The sequence below is a fragment of the Streptomyces sp. NPDC056987 genome (assembly GCF_042673865.1).
In the GTDB taxonomy this organism is placed as follows: domain Bacteria; phylum Actinomycetota; class Actinomycetes; order Streptomycetales; family Streptomycetaceae; genus Streptomyces.
Map to the genome: position 1 here is coordinate 111,676 of NZ_JBHURV010000020.1, position 14,312 is coordinate 125,987.

The following is a 14,312-nucleotide window of genomic DNA, read 5'->3' on the forward strand; positions in this document are numbered from 1 at the left end:
TGCCCCACGACTGGTGCGGGTGGCGGGAATCGGGTAGATACGGACGAGTAGCAAGAGTCGATATGGGCAGCAGTCGCCATATCGACACTGTCGTCGGTATGTCGGCACCGCCCCGTACCGGCTCGCACCGCCAGGCACCGCCATTGGCCCCGACTCCGCGGCGAGGTGAGTTCCTCATGTCCGCCCCATCCGCACCCTCAGCAGCTTCTACGCCACAGGAACCTCAGAAGTCACAGAAAACTCAGGCATCGCAGGGACCGCACGGAAAGCCCAAGGTCTCCGAGCGTGAGGCGCGGCAGGTCGCCGAGGCCGCCCGTGAGCAGGGCTGGCGCAAGCCCAGCTTCGCGAAGGAGATGTTTCTCGGCCGCTTCCGCCTCGACCTCATCCATCCGCACCCGGTCCCGGCCCCCGAGGACGTCAGACGCGGCGAGGAGTTCCTCGCGAGGCTGCGCACCTTCTGCGAGACGCGCATCGACGGTGCGCTGATCGAGCGCGACGCCAGGATCCCCGACGAGGTCCTCAACGGCCTCAAGGAACTGGGCGCGCTCGGTATGAAGATCGACGTCAAGTACGGAGGGCTCGGCCTCACCCAGGTGTACTACAACAAGGCCTTGGTGCTCGTCGGCTCCGCCAGCCCCGCCGTCGGCGCGCTGCTCTCCGCTCATCAGTCGATCGGCGTACCGCAGCCCCTCAAGATTTTCGGCACCCAGGAGCAGAAGGAACTCTTCCTGCCGCGTCTGGCCCGTACCGACATCTCGGCGTTCCTGCTCACCGAACCCGACGTGGGCTCCGACCCCGCCCGGCTGGCGACGACCGCCGTGCCCGACGGCGACGCGTACGTCCTCGACGGTGTGAAGCTGTGGACGACCAACGGTGTCGTGGCCGATCTGCTCGTCGTGATGGCCCGCGTTCCCGAGGAGGAGGGCCGCAAGGGCGGTATCACCGCGTTCGTCGTCGAGGCTGACTCCCCGGGCATCACGGTCGAGCACCGCAACGCGTTCATGGGGTTGCGCGGGCTGGAGAACGGCGTCACCCGCTTCCACCGGGTCTGCGTCCCCGCCGCGAACCGTATCGGCCCCGAGGGCGCCGGTCTCAAGATCGCGCTCACCACGCTCAATACCGGGCGCCTCTCCTTGCCCGCGATGTGCGTGGGCGCCGGCAAATGGTGTCTGAAAATCGCCCGCGAGTGGTCCTCCGCGCGCGAGCAGTGGGGAAAGCCGGTCGCCCGCCACGAGGCCGTGACAGCGAAGATCTCGTTCATCGCCGCCACCACGTTCGCGCTGGAGGCGGTCGTCGACCTCTCCTCCCAGATGGCCGACGAGGACCGCAACGACATCAGGATCGAGGCCGCCCTCGCCAAGCTGTACGGCTCCGAGATGGCCTGGCTGATGGCGGACGAACTGGTTCAGATCCGCGGCGGCCGGGGCTTCGAGACGGCGGACTCGCTGGCGGCCCGTGGCGAACGCGCCGTACCGGCCGAGCAGATGCTCCGCGATCTGCGCATCAACCGGATCTTCGAGGGTTCCACGGAGATCATGCACCTGCTGATCGCCCGTGAGGCCGTCGACGCCCACCTCGCGGTGGCCGGCGACATCATCGATCCCGACAAATCCCTCCAGGACAAGGCCAGGGCGGGGGCGCAGGCGGGGAAGTTCTACGCCCGCTGGCTGCCGAAACTGGTGGCTGGACCGGGGCAACTGCCCGGTTCGTACGCCGCGTTCCACCCGTCCGGGCACCCGGACCTGTCGTCGCACCTGCGCTACGTCGAGCGCACCGCCCGCAAACTCGCCCGTTCCACCTTCTACGCCATGTCGCGCTGGCAGGGGCGCATGGAGACCAAGCAGGGCTTCCTCGGCCGGATTGTGGACATCGGTGCGGAGCTGTTCGCGATGAGCGCCGCGTGTGTACGGGCCGAGATGCTGCGCGCGAACGGTGACCACGGCCGCGAGGCGTACCAACTGGCCGACGTCTTCTGCAAACAGGCCCGGATCCGCGTCGAGGAGCTTTTCACGCGGTTGTGGTCCAACACGGACGACCTGGACCACAGAGTCGTGGACGGCGTCCTGTCGGGTACGTACGCCTGGCTGGAGGAGGGCATCGTCGACCCGAGCGGCGAAGGCCCCTGGATCGCGGACGCGACACCGGGCCCGTCACCACGGGAGAACGTGCACCGCCCGATCCGGTGATCTGCATCGTGATGTCCTTCGCCGTCACGGCGAAGTGTGCCCTGGGGATGACGTACGACGGCCCCGGGCGTACGCAAGACCTTTCCGGCGTTCCACGAGGCGTTCGGCGCGTTCCGGCACGCGTGACGGCCGGGCCGAGCGCGTGTGTCGTGCTCCCTCTGCGGAACGACAGGCCCGCTGTCCCCCGGCCGACGGACCGGGGGACAGCGGGAGGCCGCCCGCGGGACGCCGCCTAGTTGAACGGATCCAGGGTGATGAACGCTTCCTGCGGGTTGCTGTCGGTCACCAGCGACTCGTGGTTGCCGACATCGTCGAAGGCGAAAGCGTACGCCTTTCCGTCCGCCATCTGTGCGTGGATCTTCCGGGCGTAGTGGTTGGTCACCGAGTCCTGATAGAAACCGGCCGCATTGGTGTCGGGCTGGTTGGGGTTGGTCAGAAGGGTGGAGCGGTTGTATCCCGCGCACAGTGTGCGCGAGATCGGTCCGCGTACGGCGTCGTTCGGCGCGTCCAGGAGCTTGTAGCAGCCGAAGACGCTGTCGGCGTCCGGCTTCTGGAAAGAGGTGACGACCGCGCCCGAAGCGTTGGTGAAGTTCATGACGTTCCCCGAGACCCGGCCGAAGTACTTGGTGTTCGGCTGGTCCGTGAACGGAGTCACCGTCAGGGTGGAGGACGCGTACTTGCTCCACACGCGGTTGATGTAGTTGTCCATGACGGATGCTGGCAGTGTGCCCGTGCCGATGCCGTGACCGGGTGCGAGAGCGCGCAGAACGGTGCCGTCGGAGCGCGTCTGGATGAGGTTGGCCCAGCCGCCCGACTGTTCCCTCAGAGAGCTGTAGAAGCCGTTGTAGCCACCCGCCTTCAGGTGGCCGGTGTTCTTCGTCGTACCGTTCGGGAGCTTGACGCCCACGGCGTACGGCGCAGAGAACATGTCCACCTGGGTGCTGTTGATCCAGAGGCCGCTGCCGTTGAGCGTGTACTCGGTCCAGTTGAAGAGGATGTTCCGGTTCGGGTCGGACGGGTTCTGCACGGCGGGCTGTACGAGGCCGCCCGTGGTCAGCTTGAAGACGAGCTTCTGGCCGTACGAGAAGTAGACGCGGCCGGAGAACTGCGGCATCCGGATCGTCAACGACTGCCCGTTGGCCGGCCCGGCGATCGACGCGTCCGGGGCCGGGGTGGGCGGGTTGCCCCCGGCGGGCCAGGGGTGGAACGTACCGTTCGCGTCGGCCCAGCCCTGCCGGCCCGTCGAGAGCTGCGTTCCGATGTTGTAGATGTAGACCTGATCGCCGCGTGCGGAACTGTTCTTGATGGTGAGCGGGATGGTCGCGGGAACCGCGGCTTCGGCCGACGGCGCCTGGTTGTCAGCCGGGGCGGCCGTGGCGGCGGGCGCGGGGCCGGCGGCCGTGAACCCCGTCGCGAAGACCACGGCCGCGGCCAGGCAGGTCAGTACCTTCCGTAGGGCAGGCACGCTCTTCCTCCTAGGAGGTGGATTCCAGTGGGGGGGAACAGAGAGTCTGAGAGCGCTCTCAGGATCGGGCCGCGCGGCAGGCGTGTCAATAAAAGTGGCTCAACGGCCAGGGTCGGACACGGGGTTGACGTGCCGTGGCGCTTCCCCTGCTCGGCGCCGTCGTTCGGCCTCGGTCGGGACGCGCTGTCCGCCCGTACGGCGCCCCACGGGGCGCGGTGGCCCTGTCTCCCAGCCGTACCGCGCGCCGGACGCGCCGTACGCCGCGGCCACGGGGCGGATCGGGAGCTGACGGCACAGACGCGCAGCGACTACGGGGCGGACGCGCAGCGACTACGGCACAGACGCGCAGCGACTACGGGGCGGATATACGGAGACCACGGGGCGTACCCGGACCCTCATGCGGAACGGTCGCGGTGCGCGCGGGACCGGCGCACGGAGACACCCGCGGGGGCGCGCTGTCCTCCCCGCTCTCGGATGAGGCAAGAATGGGGGGCATGAGCGACAGCCCAGCCCCTCTCGCCGATCCGCATATCGTCTTCGATCCGATCGAAGGCCGCCGTGACATCGTCGTCCTCGGCTCCACCGGATCCATCGGCACGCAGGCCATCGACCTGGTCCTGCGCAACCCCGACCGCTTCCGTGTCACCGCCCTCTCCGCCGCGGGCGGCCGCGTGGAGCTCCTCGCCGAGCAGGCGCGGCGGCTGCGGGTCCGTACCGTCGCCGTCGCGCGCGAGAGTGCCGTACCCGCCCTCCGGGAGGCCCTCGGCGCGCGGTACGGGGCGGGCGAACCGCTCCCCGAGATCCTCGCCGGCCCCGACGCCGCGACCGAGCTGGCCGCCTCGGAGTGCCACACCGTACTGAACGGCATCACCGGTTCCATCGGGCTCGCCCCCACGCTCGCCGCGCTGACGGCGGGCCGTACGCTCGCGCTCGCCAACAAGGAGTCGCTGATCGTCGGCGGCCCTCTGGTGAAGGCCGTGGCCAAGCCCGGCCAGATCATCCCCGTCGACTCCGAGCACGCCGCGCTCTTCCAGGCGCTGGCGGCCGGGACCCGCGCCGATGTACGCAAGCTCGTCGTGACGGCCTCCGGCGGGCCGTTCCGGGGCCGTACGAAGTCCGATCTGGCCCGCGTCACCCCCAAGGACGCTCTCGCGCACCCCACCTGGGCCATGGGCCCGGTGATCACGGTCAACTCCGCGACCCTCGTGAACAAGGGCCTCGAAGTGATCGAGGCGCATCTCCTCTACGACATTCCCTTCGAACGCATTGAGGTGGTTGTCCATCCTCAGTCGTATGTTCACTCGATGGTGGAATTCAAGGACGGTTCGACCCTGGCCCAGGCGACCCCGCCCGACATGCGCGGGCCGATCGCCCTCGGTCTCGGCTGGCCGGAGCGGGTGCCCGACGCCGCGCCCGCGTTCGACTGGGCCAAGGCTTCGACCTGGGAGTTCTTCCCGCTCGACGGTGAGGCGTTCCCGTCCGTGGGACTCGCCCGGCACGTCGGAACCCTGGGCGGCACGGCCCCCGCGGTGTTCAATGCCGCGAACGAGGAGTGTGTGGACGCGTTCCTGGCGGGGCGGCTGCCGTTCAACGGCATCATGGAGACGGTCACCGCCGTTGTCGCGGAGGCGGAGCACCACGGGCCCCGTACCCGCGCGGACGGAGCCTCGGGTACCCGCGCGGGCGGATCCTCAGGACCGGGCGGCACGGCGGGAACCTCGCTCACCGTGGCCGACGTCCTCGAAGCCGAGACCTGGGCGCGCGCCCGGGCGCGTGAGACAGCAGCGAAATTCAGTGACGTACGTCAGCCAAGCGAAGAACAGCCAGCGGAGGCTCGCGCATGACGATTCTGTTGACGGTCCTCGGCATCCTTGTGTTTGTCGCGGGGCTGCTCTTCTCCATCGCCCTGCACGAACTCGGCCATCTCTCCACGGCCAAGATCTTCGGTATCCGGGTGCCCCAGTACATGGTCGGGTTCGGTCCGACCATCTGGTCACGGGTGAAGGGCGATACGGAGTACGGGCTCAAGGCCATCCCCATGGGCGGCTACATCCGCATGATCGGGATGTTCCCGCCGGGACCCGACGGGCGCCTGGAGGCGCGCTCCACGTCGCCCTGGCGCGGGATGATAGAGGACGCGCGCTCGGCCGCCTTCGAGGAACTCCAGCCCGGTGACGAGAAGCGGCTCTTCTACACACGCAAGCCGTGGAAGCGCGTCATCGTGATGTTCGCCGGTCCCTTCATGAACCTGGTACTCGCCGCCGTGATCTTCATCAGCGTCGCGATGGGCTTCGGTTTCCAGACACAGACGACGACGGTCGCCGGCGTGCAGAAGTGTGTGATCTCGCAGAGCGACAAGCGGGACGCGTGCGAGAAGGGCGACCCCGTCTCGCCCGCTCAGGCGGCCGGGCTCAAGGAGGGCGACAAGATCGTCGCCTTCAACGACAAGCGCGTCGACGACTGGTCCACGCTCTCCAACCTGATCCGCGGCACCATCGGCCCCGCCACCATCACCGTCCAGCGCGACGGTACGGAGCAGGTCCTGCACGCCACACTCGCCAAGAACATGGTGGCGGCGAAGGATTCGAAGGGCGAGGCGATCCCCGACAAGTACGTGCCCGCGGGCTATCTCGGATTCGCCGCGTCCACCGAGATCATCCCGCTCTCCTTCCCCCAGTCGGTGGACCGGATGGGCGACATGATCGTGAACGGCGTCGACTCGATCATCGCGCTGCCTTCCAAGATCCCCGATCTGTGGAGCGCGGCCTTCGGGGACGGCCCGCGCAAGGACGACTCGCCGGTCGGCGTGGTCGGTGCGGCGCGCATCGGCGGCGAGGTGATGACGCTCGACATTCCGGCGCAGAACCAGATCGCGATGCTGCTCTTCCTGCTCGCCGGGTTCAACCTCTCGCTCTTCCTCTTCAACATGCTGCCCCTGCTGCCCCTCGACGGCGGCCATATCGCGGGTGCGCTCTGGGAGTCCCTGCGGCGCAGGCTGGCGCGGCTGTTCAAGCGCCCCGACCCCGGCCCCTTCGACGTGGCGAAGCTGATGCCGGTCGCCTACGTCGTGGCCGGGATCTTCATCTGCTTCACCCTGCTCGTCCTTGTCGCCGACGTCTTCAACCCCGTTAAAATCAGCTGATATCACCCGTTTCGCGGCGGCCGGACACTGTTTGTGTCCGGCCGCTTATCTTTGGGTGGACTTTTCGTCAGGATGTGCTCGCGCAGTGCACGGTGGCGTAATCTCGGGTGCTGGAGCCCGCCGATCTCGGGACCTTGATCCACACCTTGGGGTTGCTTAGCAGATGACCGCAATTTCTCTCGGAATGCCGTCCGTTCCGACGAAGCTCGCCGATCGAAGGGTCAGCCGTCAGATCCAGGTCGGGTCGGTGGCGGTCGGTGGGGATGCGCCGGTGTCGGTGCAGTCGATGACGACGACGCGTACGTCGGATGTGGGTGCGACGCTGCAGCAGATTGCCGAGTTGACGGCGTCGGGGTGTCAGATCGTGCGGGTGGCGTGTCCGACGCAGGACGATGCGGACGCGTTGGCGGTGATTGCGCGGAAGTCGCAGATTCCGGTGATCGCGGATATTCATTTCCAGCCGAAGTATGTGTTCGCGGCGATTGACGCCGGGTGTGCCGCGGTGCGGGTGAATCCGGGGAACATCAAGCAGTTCGACGACAAGGTGCGGGAGATCGCGCAGGCGGCGAGCGCGGCGGGGACGCCGATCCGTATCGGGGTGAACGCGGGCTCGCTGGATGCGCGGCTGCTGGCGAAGTACGGAAAGGCGACGCCGGAGGCTCTGGTGGAGTCGGCGTTGTGGGAGGCGTCGCTGTTCGAGGAGCACGGGTTCCAGGACATCAAGATCTCGGTGAAGCACAACGACCCGGTGGTCATGGTGAACGCCTACCGGCTGCTCGCGGAGCGGTGTGACTATCCGCTGCATCTCGGGGTGACGGAGGCGGGCCCGGCGTTCCAGGGGACGATCAAGTCGGCCGTCGCGTTCGGTGCGCTGTTGGCTGAAGGCATCGGGGACACGATCCGGGTGTCGTTGTCGGCGCCTCCGGCGGAGGAGGTGAAGGTCGGTATCCAGATCCTGGAGTCGCTGAACCTGCGGCAGCGGCGTCTGGAGATCGTGTCGTGTCCTTCGTGCGGGCGGGCGCAGGTGGATGTGTACAAGCTGGCCGATGAGGTGACGGCGGGGCTGGAGGGCATGGAGGTTCCGCTGCGCGTGGCGGTGATGGGGTGTGTGGTGAACGGTCCGGGCGAGGCGCGTGAGGCCGATCTCGGGGTGGCGTCGGGCAACGGCAAGGGGCAGATCTTCGTGAAGGGCGAGGTCATCAAGACCGTCCCCGAGTCGAAGATCGTGGAGACCCTCATCGACGAAGCCATGAAGATCGCCGAACAGATGGAGAAGGACGGCATCGCCTCGGGCGAGCCCCAGATCTCCGTGAGCTGACCTCCTGAGGTCTTTTGGCTCCTGCGCTTCCAGGATCCTGCTTCTCCCGCCTCCCGCGCCTCGCGCGAGGTCTTCGTACGCGGCCCCGCGGCCACCGCCCCTCCGGGCGCCGGGCGCGGGGCTGCGGCTGTCGCGGGCGACCGTGGTGCGGGGCCGACCATCAGCGGAAAACGCCCCGTACGGCCCGTCCGCGTCCGCCCCGTACGCCGCGGTCACGCCTCTACGGCGCCGTCGCCCCGTACGCCGCGGTCACGTCCCCACCGCGTCGCGCGCCCCGTACGCCGCCAACCGGTCCCGTACACAGCGCCCGCCCGCCCCGTACGGTGCCCGGCTCACGCGGCCTCGTACGGGTGCCGGCGCCGTCGGCCGGCGAACAGGTCCCGCACGGCGCGTTACGGCGTACGGTGCCACCACTGCGGCGGCCGTAGCGGGCCGCTCGGGCCCCGCATCCTCTCGCGGGCGGCGTATCACAGGGCCGCCGGGTACAGTGCGGAGATCGGCATACGTATGGTGAGGCCCCCTCGTGTTGACGCAGACCACCACCCGGGTCCTCGAACCCAGTGAACTCGGCGCCGCGCTCGCCATTCTGGAGAGCGAGCCCGTCGCCAACGCATTCGTCACGGCCCGCGTCCAGGTTGCCGGACTCGACCCCTGGCGCCTCGGCGGCGAGATGTGGGGCTGGTACGCGGACGGCCGGCTCCGTTCGCTCTGCTACGCGGGAGCCAATCTCGTCCCGATCTGCGCCACCCCCGAGGCCGTCCGCGCCTTCGCCGACCGCGCCCGCAGGACCGGCCGCCGCTGCTCCTCCATCGTCGGTCCGGCCGGGCCCACCGCGGCGCTGTGGCGCCTTCTGGAGCCGAACTGGGGACCCGCCCGGGAGGTCCGCGCCCACCAGCCGCTGATGGCCACCGAAGAGCTCCCCGCCGTCGCGCCCGACCCCTTCGTACGCCGCATCCGCAAGGACGAACTCGACGTGATCATGCCCGCCTGCGTGGCCATGTTCACCGAGGAGGTCGGCGTCTCCCCGCTCGCGGGCGACGGCGGACTGCTCTACCAGGCACGCGTCGCCGAACTCGTTGGCTCGGGGCGCTCGTTCGCCCGCATAGAGGACGGCAGAGTCCTCTTCAAGGCCGAGATCGGCGCGGCCACCCCGCAGGCCTGCCAGATCCAGGGAGTCTGGGTCGATCCCGAGTTCCGGGGCCGCGGCCTCTCCGAGTCCGGCATGGCGGCGGTCGTACGGTATGCGCTCGCCGATGTCGCGCCCATAGTGAGCCTCTACGTGAACGACTACAACACCCCCGCAAGAGCCGCCTACCGGCGCGTCGGATTCCACGAAGTGGGTGCCTTCATGAGCGTGCTCTTCTGAAAGTAGGGTTCGGCCATGCCGAGCATCCCCGGGGGCGCCCCCCGTACCCCCGACGTACAGGTAGGACCGGTCGATCTCGCCGCGCGCGTCGACGAGGCGCTCGCCGTGCAGGCCCTCGCCTTCGGTCTCAGCGACGACGAGGTCGGCGTACGGCGCCACATCGTGCTCCGTCACGTGCTGCACCGCGGCTGCCGCGCGCTCGGCGCCACCACCGCCACGGGGCGGCTCGTAGGCTTCGTGTACGGCATGCCCAACGACCGTGCCCACTGGTGGTCCACGATCGTCGAACCATATCTGCGCGCCAACGGCTCCGACGGCTGGCTCGACGACTCCTTCGTGATCACCGAGCTCCATGTGCACCCCGAGTTCCAGGCCCGCGGTATCGGCCGCACCCTGATCACCGCGATCACGGACGACGCCGCTCAGCCGCGGTCCATCCTGTCCGCCATCGACATCGAGAGCCCCGCCCGCAGGCTGTACCGCGCCCTCGGGTACGAGGACCTCGCCCGCCAGGTGCACTTCCCGAGCGCGCCCCGGCCGTACGCCGTGATGGGCGCCCCGCTCCCACTGCGCCGTACGGCGCGGCGCGGATACTGATTTCCGCCTGCTGGCGGACCCCGGCTAACCTCCTGGCAACACCCGAGAGAAGCAGAACGCAGGAGTGCTCCCCATGTCCCAGGTCCAGCGCATGTCCCGGTTGATGGTCAAGACATTGCGCGACGACCCGGCGGACGCCGAGACCCTCAGCCACAAGCTGCTCGTCCGCGCCGGTTACGTCCGCCGTACGTCCGCCGGTATCTGGAGCTGGCTGCCGCTCGGCAAGAAGGTCCTCGACAACATCTCGCGCGTCGTCCGCGAGGAGATGGACGCCATCGGCGCGCAGGAGGTGCTGCTGCCCGCGCTGCTGCCCAAGGAGCCGTACGAGGCGAGCGGGCGGTGGGAGGAGTACGGGGACCTCCTGTTCCGTCTCAAGGACCGCAAGGGCGCGGACTACCTGCTGGGCCCTACGCACGAGGAGATCTTCACCCAGGTCGTCAAGGACCAGTGCACGTCCTACAAGGACCTGCCGGTGATGCTCTACCAGATCCAGACGAAGTACCGGGACGAGGCGCGTCCGCGCTCCGGCGTACTGCGCGGGCGTGAGTTCCAGATGAAGGACTCGTACTCCTTCGACACCACGGACGAGGGACTGGCCGAGTCGTACGCGCTGCACCGCGCCGCGTACCAGAAGATCTTCGCCAGGATCGGCCTCGACTACCGCATCGTCTCTGCGGTCTCCGGCGCGATGGGCGGCTCGGCGTCCGAGGAGTTCCTGGCCCCCGCCGCGGCGGGCGAGGACACCTTCGTCGACTGCCCCGCCTGCGACTACGCCGCCAACACGGAAGCCGTCACCTTCAGCGCCCCGGCGCTGGAGCCCGTCGAGCACGGCCCCGTCGAGGAACTGGACACCCCCGACACCCCGACCATCGAGACGCTTGCCGCGCACCTCGGCGTACCGGCCTCCGCGACCCTGAAGAACCTGCTGGTCAAGATCGACGGCGAGATCACCCTGGTCGGCGTACCCGGCGACCGCGAGGTGGATCTCGGCAAGCTCGGCGAGCACCTCGCGCCCGCCGTCGTCGAGCTGGTGACGGCCGAGGACTTCGTGGACCGGCCGGAGCTGGTACGCGGCTACGTCGGCCCCCAGGGCCTCAAGATCCGCTACATCGCCGACCCGCGCGTCGCGGCCGGCACGGCGTGGGTCACCGGCGCCAACAAGTCCGACACCCACGCGCGCAACGTCGTCGCGGGCCGCGACTTCGAGGTCGACCAGTACCTCGACGTGGTCGTCGTCGAGGAGGGCGACCCCTGCCCCGCCTGCGGTTCGGGCCTCAAGCTGGACCGCGCGATCGAAATCGGCCACATCTTCCAGCTCGGCCGCAAGTACGCCGACACCTTCCAGCTCGACGTGCTGGGGCAGCAGGGCAAGCCGGTGCGCGTGACCATGGGCTCGTACGGCGTCGGTGTCTCGCGCGCCGTGGCGGCCCTGGCCGAGCAGAGCGCCGACGAGCAGGGCCTGTGCTGGCCGAAGGAGATCGCCCCGGCCGACGTCCACGTCGTCGCGGCGGGTAAGGCGCTCCAGACGGAGCTGGCGTTGGACGTCTCCGAGCAGCTTGCGGCGGCCGGGCTGCGCGTGCTGGTGGACGAGCGCCCCGGGGTCTCCCCGGGGGTGAAGTTCACCGACGCCGAGCTGATCGGTGTTCCGCACATCCTGGTGGCGGGCCGCCGCTCCGCGGAGGGCGTCGTGGAGCTGAAGGACCGCCGTACGGGGGAGCGCGAGGAACTGACGGTCGCGGAGGCGATCACCCGCCTGACGGCCTGATGGCCCTACCGCTCGGTGGCCGATCGCTGACTGCCGGGCCGCAGCACTGCGCGCCGTACGGGGCGCGTCTCCGCCCCGTACGGCGCGCAGTGCGGTACGTACGGGGCGGAAACGCGAGTGCAGCGCCTACGGAGCAGCAGCGCCGCGCCGTACGGTGCGCCCCGCCCGCGCGGCGTACGGGGCGCCGTGGGCCTCAGAGCCAGCCCGCGAACTCCAGCAGCGATTCGGCGCTCTGGCGGTGGCCCGACTCCAGCGCGCGCGTGCCCGACTCCACCGCGCGGAAGAGCGTCCAGCCGCGCAGCCGCTCCCGGTCGAGGTCCAGGGAGTCGGCCAGCCGGTTGACGCGGCGGCGCGCCGAGGAGGCACCGGACGAGGCCGCCACGAGATCCTCCACCCGGTCACGTACCAGCCGCGCCAGATCGTAGGCGCGCTCACCGACGACGGGCTCGGGACCCACCGCCAGCCAGGGCACACGGTCGCCCGCCAGCACCTTGCCCTGACGGAACGCCCCGTGCAGCAGCACCTCCTCGGGGGACGTGGCGCACAGTGCGTCGCGTGCCGTCAGCGCGGCGGAGACGAGCGGCGCGAGGCTCTCGTCCGACGAGGCGTCCAGTCGCACCGCCTCGGAGGCGGTCCGTTCGGCCACCGTGCCGAAGCCGTGGTCGGCAGGCGGCTCGACCCACAGCCGGCGCACCGTGCCCGCCGCTTCGAGCAGAGCCTTGGCTTCCGGCAGGGAACGGAGCGACATCTCCGGGTGCAGACGCTCCAGGAGCAGCGTGCCGTCCTCCGTGTCCGTGGCGTCGAGGACCCTGACCGATCCCCAGCCCTGCCAGTGCGCCAGCGCCGCCCGTTCCAGCTCCGGTGCAACGAACGGTGGCGCGATCTTGAGCGTGGCGGGCGCGCCGTCGGGCCGCCGTACAAGCAGCACCAGACCGCTCCGGCCACCCGGCGCGATCACGCGTTCGACCTCCAGGCCGCGTCGTGCGACGGCCTCCGCGGCGAGCGCGGGCAGTCGGCGGAGCCAATCGGCGGCAGCGGCGTCCCCGGTCAGCTCGCCGAGCGTGCGCGTCAGACGCTGCGGCGGTTCGAAACCCATACGCGCGTAGATCCCTTTCGGAGCCATGGGGACGTGTCGGGGCTCACGCTCTCTCGGCGAGCCCAGGAAAGGCTACGCCGCTCCCGCGCCAGCGCACGGCCCGTACCGCCGCCTCGCGCAGCGCCCCCGCCGCCTCACGCCGCAGGGGCCCGTCCGAGGCGCGTACGAGATCCGAGTAGACCCCGGCGACCCGGTCCTCCAACTCGGCGGCGAGCCGTACGGCCGCCGCGCCGTCCGGCACCTCGAAGGGCAGCGCGTAGGCCGCGGCCGCGACGCTGGGTCTGCCGCCCATGTCGCGCACGGTGCGCGCCAGAGCGTCGCGCCGCGCACGGTGCGCGGTGTACGCGGCGGTGGCCTCGGGACGGCGCGCGAGGCCGATGCGCCCGCCGACGACTCCGTACCCGTAGACGGCGGCGTGCTCCGCGGCGAGTGCGGCCTGAGCGGCCTCCAGCGCACGGGTGGTCACGAGCGGGGTCCTTCCGTCAGCAGGTAGGCGTGGGCGGCGCTCGCCGCGGCGAGGGAAGCGAGTAGCCGGGCGAGTTCCGGTGGCGCTTCCATGAGCGTGGCGGTGTGCGTGTCGCAGGTACGGCGCTCGGCCGCGGCCAGTTCCTTGAGCGCCGTGGCGGGATCCGCGGCCACGGTGGCGGCGGCCGTGTCAGTGGCGGAAGGGGCGTCAGCGGGGGCGGACGTGGCAGACCTGACGGCTGCCCCCGGAGCTCCATGGGCTGCCTGCGCTGCCCGTGCTGCATGTGAACCCCGGGTTCCGGACGACCCCGGAGCGTCCGCCCGCCCCGGCGCGCCAGGGGAGGCGGAAGGTTTTTCCGGCGCCCGCGACGCCCCGTCGAGCGCGCCGTCCGCAGCCCCGCGCTCCGCCCCGTACGCCGCGTGGGATGCTCTCGCCCCATCCTCCTTGCGAGCCTCGTCCCCACGAGCCTCGTCCCCATGGGCGTCGTCCTTCTCGTCGCCCTCGGACGTCAACACCGCGATGTGCCGCGCCACCGCGTCGCGCAACGGCGCCAGCCGCGCGTCGTGTCCTGGATGGCGCTCCCGTACCGCGTCGTACCGCGCGAGCAGCGCCCGGCTCGTGTCCGCGGACCGCCGTCGCAACGCCTTCTCCACGCGCGCGACCCGCGCCGCCGCCTCCTCAGCCGCGGTGGAGGTCCCTCCGTCCGCCGAGTCCGACGAGGAGCACGCCGCGGTCAGCAGACCGGCCGTCGCGGCGCCCGCGGCCAAGAGGGCATGTCTGCGTGTCGTCCCCGTGCGCCCCACGCGTCTCTCCTCGGGCTCGTGAAGATCTCCATGATCATCGCGTGCGAGCGTACCCGCGGGTCACCCGTTCGTGGACGGCAACACCCCTGGAGACCGGATACCCTTTGA

The 14,312-nt window shown here is 70.1% G+C and carries 11 protein-coding genes; 7 read left to right on the forward strand and 4 right to left on the reverse strand.

Going from position 1 to position 14,312, the window contains the following annotated elements; translation table 11 throughout:
- The first annotated feature begins 176 nt into the window (after positions 1–176).
- Positions 177–2,186, forward strand: coding sequence for an acyl-CoA dehydrogenase family protein (locus ACFTZC_RS23140; RefSeq protein WP_382892586.1), 2,010 nt, complete (start codon positions 177–179; stop codon positions 2,184–2,186).
- Positions 2,187–2,418: 232 nt separating this feature from the next.
- On the opposite strand, the gene ACFTZC_RS23145 is transcribed toward ACFTZC_RS23140, so the two are convergent.
- Positions 2,419–3,651, reverse strand: coding sequence for a glycoside hydrolase family 64 protein (locus ACFTZC_RS23145; RefSeq protein WP_382892588.1), 1,233 nt, complete (start codon positions 3,649–3,651; stop codon positions 2,419–2,421).
- Positions 3,652–4,145: 494 nt separating this feature from the next.
- Between ACFTZC_RS23145 and dxr the strand changes: the two genes are divergently transcribed.
- The 6 genes from dxr to ACFTZC_RS23175 all read left to right on the forward strand — a co-directional run bounded on the left by dxr (position 4,146) and on the right by ACFTZC_RS23175 (position 11,839).
- On the forward strand, positions 4,146–5,495 hold the full coding sequence (dxr, locus tag ACFTZC_RS23150) for a 1-deoxy-D-xylulose-5-phosphate reductoisomerase (RefSeq protein ID WP_382892591.1): 1,350 nt from the start codon (positions 4,146–4,148) through the stop codon (positions 5,493–5,495).
- Entirely contained in the window at positions 5,492–6,793 is a 1,302-nt protein-coding gene (locus tag ACFTZC_RS23155; RefSeq protein WP_382892593.1) for a M50 family metallopeptidase, read from the forward strand. The genes dxr and ACFTZC_RS23155 overlap by 4 nt, the downstream gene beginning before the upstream one ends.
- A gap of 163 nt (positions 6,794–6,956) precedes the next feature.
- Positions 6,957–8,111 carry a flavodoxin-dependent (E)-4-hydroxy-3-methylbut-2-enyl-diphosphate synthase gene (gene ispG / locus ACFTZC_RS23160; RefSeq protein ID WP_382892595.1) on the forward strand — a complete coding sequence of 385 codons (1,155 nt, stop codon included), beginning with the start codon at positions 6,957–6,959 and terminating at the stop codon, positions 8,109–8,111.
- Positions 8,112–8,634: 523 nt separating this feature from the next.
- On the forward strand, positions 8,635–9,477 hold the full coding sequence (locus ACFTZC_RS23165; protein WP_365814160.1) for a GNAT family N-acetyltransferase: 843 nt from the start codon (positions 8,635–8,637) through the stop codon (positions 9,475–9,477).
- Between the two features lie 15 nt (positions 9,478–9,492).
- Entirely contained in the window at positions 9,493–10,074 is a 582-nt protein-coding gene (locus tag ACFTZC_RS23170; RefSeq protein ID WP_382892597.1) for a GNAT family N-acetyltransferase, read from the forward strand.
- 73 nt (positions 10,075–10,147) lie between these two features.
- Positions 10,148–11,839 carry a proline--tRNA ligase gene (locus tag ACFTZC_RS23175; protein WP_382892599.1) on the forward strand — a complete coding sequence of 564 codons (1,692 nt, stop codon included), beginning with the start codon at positions 10,148–10,150 and terminating at the stop codon, positions 11,837–11,839.
- 193 nt (positions 11,840–12,032) lie between these two features.
- Here ACFTZC_RS23175 and ACFTZC_RS23180 read toward each other — a convergent pair whose 3' ends face one another.
- From ACFTZC_RS23180 to ACFTZC_RS23190, 3 genes are read right to left on the reverse strand one after another with little or no spacing between them, the layout of a single operon-like run.
- Complete coding sequence (locus tag ACFTZC_RS23180) at positions 12,033–12,935, reverse strand: aminoglycoside phosphotransferase family protein (protein WP_382892601.1); 903 nt, start codon at positions 12,933–12,935, stop codon at positions 12,033–12,035.
- 43 nt (positions 12,936–12,978) lie between these two features.
- Complete coding sequence (locus ACFTZC_RS23185; protein WP_382892603.1) at positions 12,979–13,401, reverse strand: ferritin-like domain-containing protein; 423 nt, start codon at positions 13,399–13,401, stop codon at positions 12,979–12,981.
- Positions 13,398–14,204, reverse strand: coding sequence for a hypothetical protein (locus ACFTZC_RS23190; RefSeq protein ID WP_382892605.1), 807 nt, complete (start codon positions 14,202–14,204; stop codon positions 13,398–13,400). Before ACFTZC_RS23190 ends, ACFTZC_RS23185 begins: the two co-directional genes overlap by 4 nt.
- Positions 14,205–14,312: the final 108 nt, after the last annotated feature.